16 protein-coding genes are annotated in these 18,279 nt (G+C 50.0%); all 16 read right to left on the bottom strand.

Annotated features, from left to right (window positions below; translation table 11 throughout):
- Window positions 1-91: 91 nt before the first annotated feature.
- The 16 genes from ACO0LH_RS12365 to ACO0LH_RS12290 all read right to left on the bottom strand — a co-directional run bounded on the left by ACO0LH_RS12365 (window position 92) and on the right by ACO0LH_RS12290 (window position 18,182).
- Window positions 92-685 carry a class I SAM-dependent methyltransferase gene (locus ACO0LH_RS12365; RefSeq protein ID WP_422941391.1) on the bottom strand — a complete coding sequence of 198 codons (594 nt, stop codon included), beginning with the start codon at window positions 683-685 and terminating at the stop codon, window positions 92-94.
- A 16-nt stretch (window positions 686-701) separates the two neighbouring features.
- Window positions 702-1,361 carry a site-2 protease family protein gene (locus ACO0LH_RS12360; protein WP_422941390.1) on the bottom strand — a complete coding sequence of 220 codons (660 nt, stop codon included), beginning with the start codon at window positions 1,359-1,361 and terminating at the stop codon, window positions 702-704.
- A 51-nt stretch (window positions 1,362-1,412) separates the two neighbouring features.
- The gene (locus ACO0LH_RS12355; RefSeq protein ID WP_422941389.1) at window positions 1,413-2,036 is read right to left on the bottom strand and encodes an L-threonylcarbamoyladenylate synthase; all 624 of its coding nucleotides are present in this window, start codon (window positions 2,034-2,036) and stop codon (window positions 1,413-1,415) included.
- Window positions 2,037-2,170: 134 nt separating this feature from the next.
- Window positions 2,171-3,019: a 3',5'-nucleoside bisphosphate phosphatase gene (locus ACO0LH_RS12350; protein WP_422941388.1), complete on the bottom strand. Its 849-nt coding sequence runs from the start codon at window positions 3,017-3,019 to the stop codon at window positions 2,171-2,173.
- 183 nt (window positions 3,020-3,202) lie between these two features.
- On the bottom strand, window positions 3,203-5,482 hold the full coding sequence (locus ACO0LH_RS12345; RefSeq protein ID WP_422941387.1) for a TonB-dependent receptor domain-containing protein: 2,280 nt from the start codon (window positions 5,480-5,482) through the stop codon (window positions 3,203-3,205).
- 190 nt (window positions 5,483-5,672) lie between these two features.
- Complete coding sequence (locus tag ACO0LH_RS12340) at window positions 5,673-6,980, bottom strand: ABC transporter permease (RefSeq protein ID WP_422941386.1); 1,308 nt, start codon at window positions 6,978-6,980, stop codon at window positions 5,673-5,675.
- Between the two features lie 58 nt (window positions 6,981-7,038).
- Window positions 7,039-7,986 (bottom strand): ABC transporter ATP-binding protein, encoded by a 948-nt coding sequence (locus ACO0LH_RS12335; RefSeq protein ID WP_422941385.1) that lies wholly within the window; start codon window positions 7,984-7,986, stop codon window positions 7,039-7,041.
- Window positions 7,987-8,255: 269 nt separating this feature from the next.
- The gene (gene purF / locus ACO0LH_RS12330) at window positions 8,256-9,776 is read right to left on the bottom strand and encodes an amidophosphoribosyltransferase (RefSeq protein WP_422941384.1); all 1,521 of its coding nucleotides are present in this window, start codon (window positions 9,774-9,776) and stop codon (window positions 8,256-8,258) included.
- 21 nt (window positions 9,777-9,797) lie between these two features.
- Complete coding sequence (locus ACO0LH_RS12325) at window positions 9,798-10,286, bottom strand: CvpA family protein (RefSeq protein ID WP_422941383.1); 489 nt, start codon at window positions 10,284-10,286, stop codon at window positions 9,798-9,800.
- A gap of 12 nt (window positions 10,287-10,298) precedes the next feature.
- A complete protein-coding gene (locus tag ACO0LH_RS12320) occupies window positions 10,299-11,348 on the bottom strand; it encodes an SPOR domain-containing protein (RefSeq protein ID WP_422941382.1) in 1,050 nt (349 codons plus the stop codon).
- 62 nt (window positions 11,349-11,410) lie between these two features.
- Window positions 11,411-12,700 (bottom strand): bifunctional tetrahydrofolate synthase/dihydrofolate synthase, encoded by a 1,290-nt coding sequence (folC, locus tag ACO0LH_RS12315; RefSeq protein ID WP_422941381.1) that lies wholly within the window; start codon window positions 12,698-12,700, stop codon window positions 11,411-11,413.
- Window positions 12,701-12,756: 56 nt separating this feature from the next.
- Window positions 12,757-13,629: an acetyl-CoA carboxylase, carboxyltransferase subunit beta gene (gene accD, locus ACO0LH_RS12310; RefSeq protein WP_422941380.1), complete on the bottom strand. Its 873-nt coding sequence runs from the start codon at window positions 13,627-13,629 to the stop codon at window positions 12,757-12,759.
- A gap of 85 nt (window positions 13,630-13,714) precedes the next feature.
- Window positions 13,715-14,512: a tryptophan synthase subunit alpha gene (gene trpA / locus ACO0LH_RS12305; protein WP_422941379.1), complete on the bottom strand. Its 798-nt coding sequence runs from the start codon at window positions 14,510-14,512 to the stop codon at window positions 13,715-13,717.
- Between the two features lie 128 nt (window positions 14,513-14,640).
- Window positions 14,641-15,909 carry a tryptophan synthase subunit beta gene (gene trpB / locus ACO0LH_RS12300; protein ID WP_422941378.1) on the bottom strand — a complete coding sequence of 423 codons (1,269 nt, stop codon included), beginning with the start codon at window positions 15,907-15,909 and terminating at the stop codon, window positions 14,641-14,643.
- A gap of 59 nt (window positions 15,910-15,968) precedes the next feature.
- Window positions 15,969-16,634, bottom strand: coding sequence for a phosphoribosylanthranilate isomerase (locus ACO0LH_RS12295; protein WP_422941377.1), 666 nt, complete (start codon window positions 16,632-16,634; stop codon window positions 15,969-15,971).
- Between the two features lie 198 nt (window positions 16,635-16,832).
- Window positions 16,833-18,182: an MFS transporter gene (locus ACO0LH_RS12290; protein ID WP_422941376.1), complete on the bottom strand. Its 1,350-nt coding sequence runs from the start codon at window positions 18,180-18,182 to the stop codon at window positions 16,833-16,835.
- Window positions 18,183-18,279 lie beyond the last annotated feature (97 nt).

Below are 18,279 nucleotides of genomic sequence, written 5' to 3'. Positions count from 1 at the left end.
AAGAAAAAAGTAAAACCCCGATTGTAGCGGATACGCTGCTAATCTGGGCGCAAATAGCTGCAATAAGCCGCTAAACTTGTAGGCAAATGCTTCAAAGCTTATCCAGAACACTGGTTTTTTCAGATTTTCTGGCGCAAATGCGCTGTATTATCGCAGGCTTGGGTTCATCAACATAACCCTCTTCATAAGCAATCACCGTCATTGTCAACTCGCTATTAGACTGCATTTGCGTCAGAAGTTCGCCACGCTGCAATAAAAAAGCCGGATTGGACGGTTTGCCAAAGACTTCATTGCCTTGAGCAAAAGTCTCATAGATCAAAACACCACCCGCTTTCAGGCTGGCCAGCAGATAAGGAAACAAGGGCCTGTGCAGGTAATTACAAACAACAATGGCAGCAAAAGTATCTTCAGGGAAAGGCCAGCGATACCCGTCGCTACCAGACTCCAGGTCATGCTGCATGGTACTTGCGCCGGCAATGGCGAGGTCAGGCAGATTTCGTACATCCCTGTCCAAAGCAAGCACCTCGAAGCCTCGCTCAAGCAATAAATACGTATTGCGCCCCTGGCCACATGCCAGATCGAGAACCTGACCATTGGGCAGCAGATGAGTAAACCGTTTTAACCAGCGGGATGCCGATGCATCGCCTGGCGACAATACACAAGTCCCCGAAACCGGATTTGTCATGTTCTGTTCTGCTGAGCTAAGTCAGCAGCATGCTGAAAGGAGAAATAAGAATTTCAAGCAATGCCTGAGCGGCCAACATTACAGGCGTCATCCAGAAATTCAAGACACGAAGCGTAACCAGGGCCATGACGATAAAGAAACCATAAGGTTCAATCTGTGCAAACTTGTAAGCAAGATTATGCGGCAACAGGCTGAACATGATGCGGCCTCCATCCAGCGGGGGAATGGGAAAAAGATTGAATGCAAACATGACGAGGTTAGTCAACACGCCCGCGCTGGCCATCTTCAGGAAGAACACCTCCTGCACACCTTGTGATTGCATGATGATCGCCAGCAAATACCAGCCAAACGCCATGATGAAGTTTGCTGCCGGGCCTGCAAGCGCCACCCATGCCATATCCCTTTCGGGATTTTTTAAATTTGAAAAATTGACCGGAACAGGCTTTGCATAGCCAAATAAAAATGCCCCGCCCGTTGCCACATATAAAACAGCAGGGATGATAATGGTACCGACAGGATCAATATGTACAATGGGATTCAAGCTGACGCGCCCCTGGCTGTAAGCAGTCAGGTCACCAAAAAACTTGGCCGCATACCCATGCGCTGCCTCATGCAGGGTGATCGCAAATATAACTGGCAAGGCATATACGGCAATCGTTTGGATTAACTCATTCATCAGGGATTTCTGTAAAAGTAAAACATTAAAAGAAACTCAGCAGGCATGCCATTACAATCCAAACAAAGCGGCATCTCCCCTGCCCTGGCGCACCAGCTCAGGCAGTTCGTCGGTCATATCAATGACTGTTGTCGGCACCAGGCTACAGGCACCACCATCAATGACCAGGTCAACCAGTTTTGCCAGGCGATCGCGCACTTGCTCCGGGTCAGTCAGCGGTTCTTCTTCATCTGGCAAAATCAGCGTTGTACCCAGCAAGGGTTGCTTCAGCTCTTCCAGCAAGGCATGGGTAATCGCATTTTCAGGAACGCGCAGGCCTATGGTCTTGCGTGAAGGGTGACTAAGGCGACGCGGCACTTCCTTGGTGGCTTCCAGAATGAAGGTATATGGCCCTGGCGTTGCCGCCTTGAGCATACGGTATTGACGGTTATCAACTTTTGCGTATTGGGCAATTTCAGATAAATCCCGGCACAACAATGTCAGATGATGCTTCTCGTCAACGCCACGTATTTTACGCAGGCGCGTCACGGCATCTTTATCATCGAGGTGACATACCAGTGCATAGCAGGAGTCAGTAGGCACAGCAACGATGCCGCCATTATCAATGATCTGCACGGCCTGCTTGATCAGTCTCAGTTGCGGATTATCAGGATGGATTTGGAAAAATTGGCTCATATAAATAAGAAAGGCGGTAGCAATGCTACCGCCAGGAAAAGGTCACAACATTCATCCATTTTTGCAAATCGGCAGCGCAAGGTCAACAGTGCAAGACCTTATAGCAGATAAGGCCGGACATCGCAAATTCAAGCTTAAAACCAGCTTGCCCATACAGGTTTGGCCATTTTTGGCAAAGCGGGCAAGCCGCCTATATCTATTTCAGCATCTTGTGGCGAGTGAAAATCAGAGCCACGTGATGACAAAAAACCATACTGCGCTGCAATTTTTGTATATTCATCGTACTGGTCTACGGTATGACTGCCAGTCACGGTTTCTATTGCCAATCCACCCAAGTCTTTGAATTCGGTAAAAAAAGCGTCAAATGCCACGGGACTGAGATCATAACGCCCGGGGTGAGCTACGACGGCAACTCCACCGGCCCCACGTATCCAGCCAACAGCTTCGGCCAATGTAGCCCAGCGATGTGGTACAAAGCCTGGATTGCCGTCAGATAAATAATGCTTGAAGACTTCGGATACATTCGCACACAGGCCAATCTCAACCAGGTAACGGGCGAAATGTGAGCGTGAAATCAAATCGGGGTTACCAACATACTTGAGCGCCCCCTCGTAGCTACCGTGTATGCCAGCACGGCTGGCCAGTTCTGCAGCCATATCGCGCGCACGGCGCTCACGACCAGAACGGGTTTTTGCCAGCCCATTCACCAGTTCAGTATTATTTTCATCGATATTCAAGCCGACGATATGTATTGTCTTACCAGCCCAGGTAACGGAAATTTCAACACCCGTAATGTAGCGCAAACCAAGCGCAAGCGCAGCCGCCCGCGCTTCCGGTATGCCGCGCACCTCGTCATGATCAGTCAACGCCCAGACATCAACCCCATTCTGCTTGGCACGCGCAGCAAGCTGTGCAGGCGCCAGAACACCATCCGAAATGATGGAATGGCTATGCAGATCAACATTGAGTTCTGAAGGTGACATGATGGCAAGAAAGCGAGGCAAACAAGAGTGTGATGAACCTGGCATTATCTGTACCCGGTCTTGACAGACAGGCTAACCGGTACAAGCATAAATACGCAGCAATGAACAGGTATTGTACTCTCGCATGACAAATCGTGCTGCACTGCACGATTTGTCATCCTGCCTGATGCATATCCAGATTATCTAGATTTTCATCTCCAGACGTAAGGACCAGGTGGTATAGGTTTTGGCGGTGTTGTAATCAATATGGTTAATCCCGCCTGTAGTGACAGTGCTCCCACTCAGGTAATCATTGGCCCGTAAATTGTTCGCGGACAAACGCATTTGCAGATTTGGGTTAAATTTCCACAAGCCATACAAATCCAGTTGGCGTTTGATACCCGTACTGTTGATCTGGGTTTCACTGCTTTGTGTAATATAGGCAGGTGTCCAGTTGATGTTGCCACCGACAGTCAAGGAGATTCCAGCCGGACGATAATCCAGGCCAAAGTTGGCGGTTTGCGCCGGTTGCGAATCAAGTCGGTTATTCGGGCCAGGAATATCATCAACCTTGGACCAGAAGTGACTGTAATTGCTACGCACGTCAATTGCAGGGCCGTCAGGGAAAAATTCCTGCAACTGGAATTTCGCTTCCAGCTCTATGCCACGGGTCGTCGCATGGCCGATATTGATCGGTGAAGACACCCAGCGCAAACCTGTGGACGTATTCACCAGCAAGGTACGCCTGCGTATCAGGTCATCAATATCACGCATAAAGAAGTTGGCACTTAAAATGCCAGCGCGCGTTAAATAATGCTCAAACGCAAGGTCGATGCCTTTTGATTTTTCCGGCTTCAAAGACGGGTTACCGGTACGATCCGGACGGGTAGGCCCGTTCAAGTTGGAAATGCTGGGCAAGGCGATCAAATCATTGAGTGCTGGTGCACGGTAGGTGCTGGTCAGGCCGAGCCTGATCTGGTCTTTGCTATTGGGAATACGCCAGACGCCATGCAATAAAGGACTCCAGACGCTACTGGAATTATCGACTGACTGACCGGCATTGGCTGTCGTGCTACTGGTCTTGATACCTTCCCAGCGCAAACCAGCATACGCAGAAAATTGCGCATTGATATCGAATTCGTCCTGGGCAAAAACCGCCAGGCGCCTAGTGCTGGCTTCCAGGTTATCACCAGATTCAGCAAATTGTGGCAAACCATTATCGAGCGACACGCGTGTCTGAGAACGCTTACCTGCTTCGACATCCCAACCAGCAGCGAGCGTATGGCCTTCGCCTAAAGGTTTGGTGTATTTACCGCCAGTATTGATACTGCTGTCGCGGGTATTATTGACGTCACTGATCACATCAATCTGTTTGCCATCTTTATCGAACTGATAGCGCAAAGACGAATTATCCATCTTGCCCAGGCCACCACCAAACTTGATATTGAGCTTGGCATTGTCTTCAAATTTATGCTGCCAGTTACCAAAACCGCGTAAAAAAGTCGTTTCGCCATGCGCGGCAAAATTTGCCACGGCATAGGGCAAAGGTGCTACGAGAGTAGGAGAACGGAAGATCTGATTAACATCACTTTCATTATTCGAATCACTGCGCGAATTCATCAAAAATGGCTGCACCATCAAGGTGTCGCCATTTTCAAAACGGTAATTGAAGCGCGGTGTCAGATGAATGCCTGTGGTTTTGCGATTGGTAAAGTCGGCCTGATTCTGAATCAGTGCATCGTTACCAGCAGGGTCTTTTTCAGTAGTGAAGGTCGTGCTTTCATCATGCTGACGGTTTTGAAAAACCGAACCGCTCAATGCATAAGACAGGTTACCCAATTCACCTGGCACAGTAAGCGACAGGTTAGGTGCAATACGTCCCTGCTCAAAGCCCAGTGAAAATTTAAGGTCAATATTTTTTTGTTTGTATTCTTCACGCAAGACGATATTGATGGTGCCTGCGATTGCCTGGGTACTGAACTCAGCAACAGCACCGCGGATGATTTCAATTCTCTCTACCTGATCCGGTGTCAGGCTATCCATGGAAAACCCGCGCGGTGCACGTTCGCCATTGATCAAAATCTGGGTATAACCATTTCCCATGCCACGCATGCGTATGTCACCACCCCGGCCAGGACGACCACCCACGGTCACGCCAGGCAATCTCTTCAAGACTTCACCAATGCTGCTATCGCCGTTACGATCGAGTTCTTCGCGACCGAAAATCATCTTGGCAGCAGTCGACTGGCGACGCTCATCCATTTCTGTACGGCCACCGTTGATGGTGACCTTCTGGACATTATCCTTGCTTACCGCATCCGTTTTCTTTTCGCCAGTTTTTTGTTTTGATTTGGCGTTCTGATCGGTTTCTTCGGTATTTTTTGGAGGTTCGGAAGTAGTTGTTTGCGCATGAGCAAACGGCATGACAGAAAATACACCGGCAACTGCCAGCGCGAGCGTCCGTAATTTAAATTTTGGATACATAAGCTTCAAACATAAAAACACAATCCTGAGTGGGGACAAGGAAATCTTGAACCTGTTCGGGACAGATTGTATTTTTAAGCAAGCTTAAACACCAGCAATGCAGCCGTCTGATTTGTATAGAATTGAAACAGGTGGCCGATAAAGTTACTTTGCGATACCTGAAAAAAATGCAATTTCCAGGCAGGCAATATCAGGATTTGCGAAAACGCCATAGTGCGATCGTACCAAAGACGACTGCAAACGCTATCTGGACGCCTATGGCAGGCAACGCCGCATCCAGCCCCAGGCCGCGCCAGGTCATGGCATCGAGTCCATCAACTGCCCATCGCGTCGGCACGATCAGAGTCAGTTTTTGCAGCCACGGTGGAAACATGAATGATGGCATCCAGGCACCGCTCAGCATGACCATGATCAGAGTGGCAAAAATGGACATGCCACGCGCTGCTTCAGGGGTCTTGCCGAAGGCGGCAATCAACAGGCCAAAACTGGCTGTCATCAGTGAAAATGACATGGCCACGCCAATAAAGCCTGGCAAGCTGCCTTCGATTTGCACTTTGAATACAACAACTGCTACTGCGAAAATAAAACTGATGAGGCAAAACGCGATCAACGCACAAGATAATGCGCGGGCAACCAGCAGTGTATTCAAACCAACTGGTGCCGCCAATAAGCGATTCCACAACCCCAGGCGGCGTGCCAATAAAACGCCGATACCTGCATCAATTGCCATGAATAAGATGAATTGCACGCTCATGCCGGCAAAAGAGTGGGCAAAGCCATTATATTTACTGGTCACCGGATCACCCGCGACCATTGCTTCATCTTTAGTGGTAAATGGCATGCTTAAGCCAGCGTTGGAATTGCCAGCAGATGCACTGGCACCAGCGTTCTGCTTAGCGACTTGCTGGCGTGTCTGAAATTTCTTCACACTGCCCAAAAATTCACGCAACGCCCCAACGTCTTTATTGCTTTGATCCACTTTTTCAAGTTCTTGCAAACTTTGCTCAACCACCTCTGTACCGGCCCTGCCGTTAAACATTTCGGCACTGACGTTTTGCATGACTTGCTGTGTCAGCATACCCTTCACCATCGCCAGCACAGCACTTTGCGAAGGATCGTAATAAATCGATAGCTCAGGTTTTTTGCTGCGACCGAATAAAGCACCGCCGGCCTCTTCACCAAATTTCTCGGGTATCAGTACAGCCACGTTGATTTTCCCCTTCAGCACCAGGGCCTTGGCGTCGTCCAGCGTCATCTCTTTCACCAGCAAGGATTTTTCTTCTTTAAGACCTTTTACTATTTTTTGACTGATGGGATGATTGTCTTGCGATATCAACGCAATCTCTATTTTGGAAACTTCTTTTTCACCACTGCCACCTGTTACAAAGCCAAAAAAAGCACCCAGCACGATGGGCATCAACAGATTGAGCATCAATGCGCGGCGATCAGACAGATATAGAATTAAATCTTTCCTGATCAAGGCAAGTAAGGCAGTCATGTTTTTTCCTTTAATAAGTCACTGTGGCAAAGCACTCAATCTGATGATATGGCCAGCATCAATCGCGCAAACTGCGACCGGTCAACGTTAAAAATACATCCTCCAGATTGGTCTTGGCAGTAGAAAAGTGACTGGTTTTGTGACCGTGCTGTGCCAGCCAACCCAACAAAGACATAGCGCTATCGTGTTCCACCAAAGCGATATCAAGATGCTTGCCGGCATCAGATAAATGCACGGTATTTACACCTGGCAAAACACTCAAGGCAGCGACATCAACTTCTGCTATGGCTCTCACCAAGTCTATGCTCAATGCTGCTTTCGCTGGCAACCGACGGTACAGGTCAGCAGGCGTTTCATTGGCAATGACTTTACCGTGATCGATGATGACGATATGGTCAGCCAGACGTTCGACTTCTTCCATATAGTGACTGGTATAAATCAGGGTGCGGCCCTGTGCTTTTAATGCTTCCAGGCTGTCAAAAATGGCATTGCGGCTTTGTGGGTCGACACCCACGGTAGGCTCGTCCAATATCAATAATTCAGGGTCATGCAATAGTGCGGCAGCGATATTGAGCCGTCTTTTCATACCACCGGAAAAAGTCGCTGGCTTGTCATTGGCGCGATCGGACAAATTCACCAGTTCCAGCACGGCGTCACAACGTTGCTGCAATTGACTCCCCGACAAACCATACAGGGCGCCGAATAATTTCAGGTTTTCTCTGGCGGCCAGATCATCATACAAAGCCAGATCTTGCGGTACCAGACCAATCTTGAATTTCACGGCGTTCTTGCCAGGCCCCATAGCTTGACCATCCAGCATGACGGTGCCCTGCTCTGCCTGTATCAGGCCACAAATCATGCTGACCGTGGTCGATTTACCCGCGCCATTTGGACCAAGCAAACCCAGAGTCTGCCCTCGCCCTACTGCAAAGGACACATCATCCACCACCTTGCGGGCACCAAAACTCTTGGTCAAATGCTGTACATCCAGCAGCGTCGTAGTCATAAAAAAGGCCTCGGATAAAAACAGATAAAATACAAGGGACGATAATTTTCCACTTGATGAACGGGCGTAAACGACCTGACTTACCCGTGCCTGAAGAGCAATATACTATCGCAGTGTACTATTTGGCATTGTTTTTTTATGCGCACACGAGCCGATGTGTTGCGTAGCCGACAAAAAAGCCTGTTTGCCAGGATAGCAAACAGGCTTTCAATTCTACAATTTCAGATTTTTACCGCTATGCAGAAGTCTCGACTCCTGCTCACATCATCTTAGTCGGCACGGGCAGCCAGATTCAGATTTAACTGCGAACGCATCAAATCCTCCTGTTCTGGCTGCGGGTTATTGCGGGCCGCTTCCAGCTTATCGAGGTAGCCGGAACTCACATCACCCGTGATATAAAAGCCATCAAAACAGGAGGCTTCAATATTTTTCAACAAGGGATTCACGTCTGAAATCGAGCGCTTCATCGCCGCCACATCCTGATAGACCAGTGCGTCGGCCGTGATTTCGCGGCACACTTCTTCTTCACTGCGGCCATAAGCAATCAATTCACTGCGGGTAGGCATGTCAATACCATACACATTAGGGAATTGCACTGGTGGCGCGGCAGAAGCGAAAATCACGCGCTTGGCACCAGATTCACGTGCCATTTGCACGATTTCACGGCTGGTCGTACCGCGGACGATGGAATCATCAACCAGCAAGACACTTTTGCCCTTGAATTCAGAACCGATGGCATTCAATTTCTGGCGCACCGATTTCCTGCGCACTGCCTGCCCTGGCATCATGAAAGTACGACCAATGTAACGGTTTTTGATAAAGCCCTCGCGATAATCGAGATTGAGCTTTAATGCCAGTTCCATCGCTGATGGGCGGGACGAATCAGGAATCGGCATGACTACATCAATTTCACCATCGCGGAATTGATTGCGTACTTTTTCAGCCAGGTATTCCCCCATTTTCAGGCGCGTCAGGTACACCGAAGCACCATCAATGATGGAATCAGGACGTGCCAGATACACGTATTCAAATGCGCATGGGTTCAGGCTGGGATTATCAGCGCATTGCTGCGTATGCAGTTTGCCATCAAGGTCAATGAACAGGGCTTCGCCCGGTTCTACGTCGCGCAGAAATTTGAAACCCAGGCCTTCAAGTGCCACGGATTCGCTGGCGATCATGTATTCAACGCCAGCTTCTGTCTGTGCTGCGCCTATGCATAATGGGCGGATACCATAAGGATCACGGAAAGCCAGCAAACCATAACCGGAGATTTGCGCGACAACGGCATACGAACCACGTACACGCCGGTGCAGCATGGCCACCGCACGGAACAGGCCTTCGGGGTCAAGGGAATAACCGCTGGTTACTTCCTGAATCTGATGTGCCAAAATATTGAGCAAGACTTCAGAATCAGAATCGGTATTCAAATGACGTCTGTCATTTTTGAATAATTCTATTTTCAACTCGACCGCATTGGTCAGGTTGCCGTTATGCGCCAGCACGATACCGAATGGTGCATTGACATAAAACGGTTGCGCTTCTTCTTCACTGGTGGAACCCGCAGTTGGGTAACGTACCTGGCCAATACCTACATTACCTGGCAGTGAACGCATATTGCGGGTACGGAAAACGTCGCGCACCAGGCCATTTGCCTTGTGCATGGCGAATTTATTGCCGTGATTGGTTGCGATGCCTGCAGCGTCCTGGCCGCGATGCTGCAACAACAGCAAGGCGTCATACAATAATTGATTGACGGGATTCTTTGAAACTACGCCTACGATGCCACACATGGTGGACTCCTAAAAAAACAATTAAAACTTTACATGCTCAACAACGGACGAGGGCAATAAGGGCATGACCATATGCGCCGCTGTTTCCGCAGTGGGGCTGAACAAGGCATCTTTCCAGAATGCCTGTTGCGGGATAGATGTCATGCCGCACACCAGCACCGCCGCTAGCACGAATATGCAACCCCGCGCCAGTCCAAATAAACTACCCAGACCGCGATCTGCCAAACTTAATCCGCTTGCCTTGATCACGGCATCCACCGCCATCATCACCAGCGCCATGATCAGACGCACTCCGATGAACAAGGCGATAAAGGCCACAATTACCCGTAACATCTGCCCTGGAACTATGTCAGGCAGCCAGGGCGCCACTAGCTCACTATAGGCATTGGCGACGACAAAGGCGATTATCCAGCTCACCAATGACAAAATTTCTTTAATCAATCCGCGCATGGTACTGATGACAATCGAACAAATCAGTATCAACAAGACCAGATAATCAAACAAAGTCACGTCAAATCCAGTTTAGTTCGGCGGCAGGGTCGCGTTCAAGCCCAGTTTGCTCAATTTGGCGCGCATTTTTTCCGCCTCTTCCTTTGACGCAAATGGCCCTACCCGGATACGGGTCACTTCACCAGTCGTGGTAATGATTTTTTGCGTATATGATTTGATATTGGCGCCGCTCAGTTTTGCTTGTATTTCATCAACCTTGGCCTGCATAGAAAATGCACCTGCCTGCACTGAATACGATGCGGGCTTGTCAGCGCTTTCTGGTTTGCTCACGACTGGCTTGGCAGGTGTTTTACCTTCCAGGATAGCCAGGGCGCGCGCTGCCTCGTCATCAGCAGCAGCTGGTTTGGCAACCAGGGGCTTAGCCTCCGTTTTTACGGGCTTAGAGTCGGGTTTGATGTCTGCTTTATTATCGGCTTTATTGTCAATTTTAGATGCAGGTACTTCTTTTTCTGCTGCTTTGGCAGGATTGGCGACTGGCTTCACCTCGGCTTTTGGCTCAGGCTTTACTTCAACTTTAACTTCCGGCTTGACCGGTTTTGCGGTTGTCGTTGCAATTGGTACTGCCTGCGCAACAACCGTGGCAACGTTGGCATTGTTTGCAGTATTCGTGGCAAGTGCTGCTGGCTTTTCCACCACACCTGGCTTACCGTTCTTATTTTTTGGCAAAGCTGGCGTTTCAATAATTTCTTCTACCGGCTCACTTGGGGGGAAATTTTTTGAACGCGGCGGCGCCGGTTCTGTCGATGTCGCATCGGCAGTTTTGTCTTTGGAAGGAATACGGATATTGATGTCGTCTGCCAGCGGTTTAGGCTCGGAATCGAGAATCATCGGCAAACCGATAATTGCCGCCAATGCCAGCGCAACAGCCCCAATCAACCGGCGTCTGGCGCGTTTCTTTTCTGGCAGTATGGGGTCGGCAGTTTTCGCTTTGCGCGCAGACTCTGCCTTTTTGCCGCGAGAGCGGGTCTGTATGCTTTCTTCTTCAGCACGAGAGCGGAATTCACCACTATCCTGCGTATCGGAAGTTTCTTGCTTCTGTTTAAATCGCGAGAGCAAACCCATGAGCAAATTTCTGGTTGGTTAGCGGATCAGGCAGGAAATCGCCATAAATTCCGCAAAAAACATCAATGGAGCGCTGCACGGCGGGCGCGCATTACACCGGCTACCGTCAGGAAAGATCCAAAGACCACTATTCTATCATTTTCGCCTGCCTTACTGATGGCATGTGCATAGGCCTGTTCTGGTGACTCAAAAGCCGTCACTGTCTTTTCAGGATCAACCAGGGCACCTGACTCTTGCAGTTTCTGTGTCAGTACCTCAGTTGGGGCCGCACGCGGCAAAGGCAAGGCCGTCATGCACCAGTGATCGATCTTATCCTTGAGTTGCTCAACAACACCGGCAATATCCTTATCCAGCATGGAACCGAAAACGGCATAGGTATAGGCATGAAAACCCATGTTGTCGAGATTTTGCGCCAGCGTGGCCGCAGCATGCGGGTTGTGCGCCACATCCAGCACCACCGTTGGTCTGCCTGGCATCACCTGGAAACGACCAGGCAAATCCACCATGACCAGGCCAGTGCGTACTTCTTGCGCACCGACAGGCAATTCGTGTTTCAAAGCCTCCAGCGCTGCCAGTACAGCAGAGGCATTCAGCAATTGATTGGCGCCACGCAAGCTGGGGTAACCAAGGGAATTACGACGCTGGCTGCGGCCTGCAAAATTCCATTGCTGCTTGTCACCGTTATAATTGAAGTCCCGGCCAAACAGCCACAAATCAGCACCAATCGACTGGGCATGGTCGATCAGGGATTGTGGCGGCAAAGGGTCGCCACAAATCGCCGCTTTGCCTGCACGGAAAATCCCGGCTTTTTCAAAGCCTATTTTTTCACGCGTATCACCAAGATAATCGACATGGTCGATATCGATACTTGTGACAATGGAGACATCGGCATCAATGACATTAACGGCATCCAGGCGACCGCCCAGACCGACTTCAAGGATGACGACATCAAGTTTGGCATCAGCCAGCAATTTACAGATGGCTAGCGTAGTAAATTCAAAATAAGTCAGCGAGATATCGCCGCGCGCCTCTTCAACGGCATTGAAGGTAGAGATAAAAACATCATCCCCGACCATTTCGCCATTGATACGGGCACGCTCATTAAAATCCAGGAAATGCGGCTTGCTATACAGCCCGACACGGTAACCAGCCTGCATCAGTATGGCTTCCAGCATCGCGCAGGTAGAGCCTTTGCCATTGGTGCCAGCCACCATGATGACGGGGCAATCATAGTGGATTGCCAGCTTGTTCTTGACCGCAGCAACGCGGTCCAGGCCCATATCGATTTCTTTGGAATGGCGGGTTTCAAGTACGGCCAGCCAGTCAGCCAGGGTGGCAGGTAATTTTGTCATAGGATAAAAAAAGCCCGAACATGAATGCTTCGGGCTTATAGGATGTTCAATTTAATTCAGGATACTGCTTCAGCAGGCTGGTTTTGCAACAAGGCCAGCAGGCGTGCGATTTCTTCGCGCATTTTGCGGCGATCAACAATCATGTCAATGGCGCCTTTTTGCAGCAGGAATTCAGAGCGCTGGAAGCCTTCGGGCAGTTTCTCACGCACAGTATTTTCAATCACGCGCGGGCCAGCAAAACCGATCAGCGCCTTGGGCTCGGCGATCACCACGTCACCCAAAAAGGCAAAAGAGGCGGATACACCACCCATGGTCGGGTCGGTCAATACAGAAATAAATGGCAATTTCTTTTCAGACAATTTTGTCAGCATGGATGTCGTTTTTGCCATTTGCATCAGAGACAGTAAACCTTCTTGCATACGCGCTCCACCAGTCGCCGTAAAGCAAATGAAAGGTACTTTTTGCTCCAGTGCAGCCTGCACGCCACGGACAAAACGCTCGCCCACGACAGAACCCATAGAACCGCCCATGAATTCAAATTCAAAACAAGCGGCAACGACAGGCACAGCCATGATGGAACCGCCCATGACAACCAGAGCATCTGTCTCACCGGTTGTTTCCAGCGCATTTTTCAGACGATCAGGATACTTCTTGCTATCTTTGAACTTCAGCGTGTCGATAGGCAAGACTTCCTGGCCGATTTCATAACGGCCACCTGCATCAAGCAAGGCATCAAGACGTTCGCGCGAACCTATGCGAAGGTGATGGCTGCATTTAGGGCAAACATGGATATTGGCTTCCAGATCGGAACGATACAACACTGCTTCGCAAGCTGGACATTTGACCCACAGACCTTCAGGTATCGACTTACGATTTGCAGATTCCGAGCGCTGTATGCGCGGTGGTAACAGTTTTTCTAACCAACTCATGTTTTCTCCTCATAGCTATCGGGCTGTCTTTTTGACAACGCGACATCAGGTTCATTCTGGCAAAAGAACCAGTCAGGCGCGTATTTTACTCGTCCAAAGCCTGTCTGACACCAGAAATAAAGCTTTTAACCGCAGCAACCGCATTTTCACGCGGGGTATTTTCCAGTTCCTGGATGATGCGCGAGCCTATTACCACTGCATCCGACACCGTGGAAATAGCCCTGGCTGTAGCCCCATCACGTATGCCAAAACCTACGCCTACTGGTACTTTGACATGCTTTTTGATACGCGGGATCATCGCGGCAACCGCATCCAGATCCAGTGCACCAGAACCAGTAACACCTTTCAGTGACACATAATACACATAACCACTGGCAATTTTACCAACTTGCGCTATGCGTTCATCGGTAGATGTCGGTGCCAGCAGGAAGATGGTATCCATCCCCTGTTGCTGCATTTTACTTGCAAATTCTTCACATTCTTCCGGTGGGTAGTCTACTACCAGCACGCCATCCACCCCAACTTCAGCAGCCTTGGCAATGAATGCATCCTGGCCCATGCGCTCTATCGGGTTGGCATAACCCATAAGCACAACTGGTGTCTTTTGATTACTTTGCCGGAATTCGCGGACGAATTGTAATACATCCCTTAAGCCAACTCCAAATTGCAATGCTCTTTCAGAGGCGCGCTGAATGACTGGGCCATCTGCCATAGGGTCAGAAAACGGCACGCCCAGCTCAATAATATCGGCCCCACCCTCGACCAGGGCATGCATCAAAGGCACGGTTAATTCAGGCGCTGGGTCACCTGCGGTGATGAAAGGAATCAAACCTTTTTTGTTATTGGCAGCCAAAGCAGCCATGGTATTTTGAATTCTTGACATTTTTTCGGTCCTTATTTGATGCGCTGTCGAGGACATCATTCCTGCGATGGCATCCATCTCAATCTTGACAGGGAAGACATGCAGGCGGCATTACCGTCCATGCGCCTGCATGTTTGCTCAATGGCTGGTCAGAACTTCAACCCGGCACGTTCGGCAACGGTATGCATATCCTTGTCGCCTCTACCCGACAGATTCGCCAGGACGATCTTATCCTTAGGCAAAGTCGCTGCCAGCTTGGCGGCATAAGCAAGCGCATGACTGGATTCCAGCGCAGGAATAATGCCTTCGATACGGCAACAATCATGAAAAGCCTTGAGTGCCTCGTCATCGGTAATCGTCACGTATTGCGCACGGCCACTTTCTTTCAACCACGCATGCTCTGGTCCCACGCCCGGATAATCCAGCCCTGCCGACACAGAATGCGTTTCTATGACCTGGCCATTATCATCCTGTAGCAGATAAGTACGGTTACCGTGCAACACACCAGGTGAGCCCGCCGTCAGCGAAGCTGAATGCTTGCCACTTTCCAGTCCCTCGCCTGCTGCTTCGACACCAATGAGTTTCACCTGTTGGTGATCGATATAAGGATAAAAAATACCCATGGCATTCGAGCCACCGCCTACGCAAGCCACGACATAGTCTGGCTGACGTCCGGTTTGCTCAGGCATCTGCCATAAACATTCTTCACCGATGACAGACTGGAAGTCCCTGACCATCATGGGATAAGGGTGCGGGCCAGCCACCGTACCTATGATGTAAAAAGTATTATCGACATTCGCCACCCAGTCGCGCATGGCTTCATTGAGCGCATCTTTCAGGGTCTTGGAGCCAGACTCCACGGGCACGACAGTCGCACCCAGCAACTTCATGCGATACACGTTTTGCGCCTGACGCTTGACGTCTTCCGAACCCATATAGACCACGCATTCGAGTCCGAAACGGGCGCAAATGGTCGCAGTAGCAACACCATGCTGACCAGCACCAGTTTCAGCGATGACGCGCGGCTTGCCCATGCGCTTGGCCAGCAAAGCCTGGCCAATGACATTATTGATCTTGTGCGCACCGGTGTGATTCAGGTCTTCACGCTTGAAATAGATTTGCGCCCCGCCCATCAGATCTGACCAGCGTTTGGCGTGATACACAGGTGAAGGGCGACCAACGAAGTATTTCAATTCATTGCGAAACTCAGCCAGAAATTCAGCATCATGCTGGAATTTGGCATAGGCGTCTTTAAGCTCAGTCAGCGCGTGTGTCAGCGTCTCGGACACAAAAGTACCACCAAACTGACCAAAATGACCACGTGAATCGGGTAAATGATATTGAGCCGACTGATAAATTGCATGACCGGCGATAGACTGGCGCTCGAACTGAGCATCCAAAGACTGGAGTTCTTTCATTTTCTTTCCTTCAAACTGGCTTGAAAGCGATGCTCTGGGCAGATACCCACGCAACATCACTATTCCTGATTATCTGCCAAGCGCACCGCAGCGATAAACGCGCGCACGCTGGCCTCATCCTTGATACCCTTTGCCGCTTCCACACCACTGCTGATGTCGACCGCAAACGGGCGAACCTGACTAACTGCGCCAGTCGCGTTCTGTACGCTCAAGCCACCACTTAAAACGACCCGAGGCGCGAGCTCTTTTGGAATGAGTGACCAATCAAAAACCTTTCCACTACCGCCATACCCATCAACATGGGTATCTAGCAATAAACCACTGAATAAAGGACTAGCCTTACGATAAGACTGCTCACATTCTAGCAAATCCTCAGGTCTTGTGTCAGCTTTGACGCGATAAGCACGAATAAAAGGACGATTGATGCTTGCTGCCAGGCTGGCACATTGCTCAGGGGTTTCATCGCCATGAAATTGCAGCAACTGCACAGGTGCTCGTCTTATGACTGCCTGCAAGCTGGGCTCATCGATATTAACGAATAGCCCCACCGACATCACAAATGGCGGAATTTCACGCAACAGCACCCCAGCCGCTTCAGCCGTAACAAAGCGTGGGCTGGGTGGATAAAACACAAACCCCAGCGCGTCAGCGCCAGCCGATACAACTGCCTGCACATCTTCCACCCGGGTTAAACCGCAAATTTTGATTCTGGTTCTGGAATGCATGGAACTACCTTTGAACTTTGAAGAATGTTACGACGTTTCAGCAACTTTACCTTGATCCTAAGCATACAGACATATCTTTTTGGCCAAGCCCGAAACTAAAAATCGGTGACACCAAGAAGCAAGCACTTCCTGATGTCACCGATTTATCTGGCTGGCAGACGCTGGACAAGCATCTGGCACCATCCCAAATATCGTCGACTAGTTTCTGATCTCCAAAGCACGATTCAAGCTCAGCGCGGCTATCGAACAGGCCGCACCGGATAGCAGGTAAAGGCTGACATATTCCAGTCCGAAATGTGAAGACAAGCCCAGCGCCACCAAAGGGGCAAAACCTGCACCCACCAACCATGCCAGATCAGATGTCAGAGCGGCGCCGGTATAACGGTATTTGGGTGCAAAATTAGAGGTCACAGCACCTGATGCCTGTCCATATGACAAGCCCAAAATGCAGAAGCCCAACAGGATAAAGATATCCTGCCCTAGCTCACTGCCACCCAGCAAGGCTGGTACGAATCCACTGAGCACGGCAATCATCAGTGCCAGCGCAAATAGCATTTTGCGACGGCCAATGCGGTCGGCGATCACACCAGAGACAATGATCCCCAGTATCATGAAGACGGCACCAAACATTTGTATTTCCAAAAATTCGCTCAGTGAACGTTTGGAATAAATCGTGATCCACGACAATGGGAACACGGTAACAAGATGGAACAGCGCGTAACTGGCCAAAGCAGCCAAAGCACCAATCAGCAAGTTACGACCTTGAGAACGAGTCATCTCGACAATACTGGTGGGTTCCAGTTCGCGCTCATCCAGCAAATGCTTGTACTCATTGGTAGAAACCAGACGCAAACGGGCAAACAAGGCAACTACGTTGATCGCAAACGCGACATAGAAGGGATAACGCCATCCCCATTCCAGGAAGTCTTCCGTCGACAGATTGGCAAGCATATAGGCAAATAAACCTGCCGCGATCATGAAGCCCACCGGCGCACCCAATTGACCCAGCATCGCATACCAGCCACGCTTGTTTTCTGGCGCATTTAAAGCCAGCAGGGAAGGCAAACCGTCCCAGGAGCCGCCCAGTGCAACACCCTGCCCTATGCGCAGCAATGACAGCAAGACGATAGAAGTTGCCCCGAGATGCGAGTAGGTCGGTAGAAATGCAATGCCAGCAGTAGATACCCCCAGCAACACCAGGGCTATGGTGAGCTTGGCTTCACGTCCCAGTCGCTTCTGGATTTCCATAAAGGTCACGGTACCAAAGGGACGCGCCAGGAAAGCGAACGAGAAGATGACGAAGGCATAGAGAGTGCCTTCTAACCTTTGCTCAAATGGAAAGAAAACCTGGGGGAAGACCAGCACTGATGCCAGTGCGTAAACAAAGAAGTCAAAGTATTCCGACGCCCTGCCGATGACGACGCCAATGGCAATTTCACCGGGGGCAATTGAGGAATGATCTGAATGATTGTCTTTGACATTCCCGCTGTCAGAAGCCGCTATATAGCTGGAAGACAGTTCATTTTGATTGGTGCTGATGCTGGCCATATTGATACCTCAAATCTCGTCTCTAATAGTATTGCAGTCGTATCGTGAATTTCAATGCGCACGGTGATTCTTAATGCGTATCGTCACTGTAATTGCA

This window comes from Undibacterium sp. TJN19, from assembly GCF_049339485.1.
GTDB lineage: Bacteria > Pseudomonadota > Gammaproteobacteria > Burkholderiales > Burkholderiaceae_D > Undibacterium.
Note: the sequence above shows the minus strand (reverse complement) of the source record. Positions and strands in the feature narration are given on the sequence as shown.

What these genes read in the sequence shown, in the direction of transcription:
- ACO0LH_RS12345 (WP_422941387.1), bottom strand. Translation starts at nt 5,482, where the DNA reads ATGTATCCAAAATTTAAATTACGGACGCTCGCGCTGGCAGTTGCCGGT.
- ACO0LH_RS12365 (WP_422941391.1), bottom strand. Translation starts at nt 685, where the DNA reads ATGACAAATCCGGTTTCGGGGACTTGTGTATTGTCGCCAGGCGATGCA.
- folC (WP_422941381.1), bottom strand. Translation starts at nt 12,700, where the DNA reads ATGACAAAATTACCTGCCACCCTGGCTGACTGGCTGGCCGTACTTGAA.
- accD (WP_422941380.1), bottom strand. Translation starts at nt 13,629, where the DNA reads ATGAGTTGGTTAGAAAAACTGTTACCACCGCGCATACAGCGCTCGGAA.
- trpB (WP_422941378.1), bottom strand. Translation starts at nt 15,909, where the DNA reads ATGAAAGAACTCCAGTCTTTGGATGCTCAGTTCGAGCGCCAGTCTATC.
- ACO0LH_RS12290 (WP_422941376.1), bottom strand. Translation starts at nt 18,182, where the DNA reads ATGGCCAGCATCAGCACCAATCAAAATGAACTGTCTTCCAGCTATATA.
- ACO0LH_RS12335 (WP_422941385.1), bottom strand. Translation starts at nt 7,986, where the DNA reads ATGACTACGACGCTGCTGGATGTACAGCATTTGACCAAGAGTTTTGGT.
- ACO0LH_RS12355 (WP_422941389.1), bottom strand. Translation starts at nt 2,036, where the DNA reads ATGAGCCAATTTTTCCAAATCCATCCTGATAATCCGCAACTGAGACTG.
- ACO0LH_RS12295 (WP_422941377.1), bottom strand. Translation starts at nt 16,634, where the DNA reads ATGCATTCCAGAACCAGAATCAAAATTTGCGGTTTAACCCGGGTGGAA.
- ACO0LH_RS12320 (WP_422941382.1), bottom strand. Translation starts at nt 11,348, where the DNA reads ATGGGTTTGCTCTCGCGATTTAAACAGAAGCAAGAAACTTCCGATACG.
- ACO0LH_RS12360 (WP_422941390.1), bottom strand. Translation starts at nt 1,361, where the DNA reads ATGAATGAGTTAATCCAAACGATTGCCGTATATGCCTTGCCAGTTATA.
- ACO0LH_RS12350 (WP_422941388.1), bottom strand. Translation starts at nt 3,019, where the DNA reads ATGTCACCTTCAGAACTCAATGTTGATCTGCATAGCCATTCCATCATT.
- purF (WP_422941384.1), bottom strand. Translation starts at nt 9,776, where the DNA reads ATGTGTGGCATCGTAGGCGTAGTTTCAAAGAATCCCGTCAATCAATTA.
- ACO0LH_RS12340 (WP_422941386.1), bottom strand. Translation starts at nt 6,980, where the DNA reads ATGACTGCCTTACTTGCCTTGATCAGGAAAGATTTAATTCTATATCTG.
- trpA (WP_422941379.1), bottom strand. Translation starts at nt 14,512, where the DNA reads ATGTCAAGAATTCAAAATACCATGGCTGCTTTGGCTGCCAATAACAAA.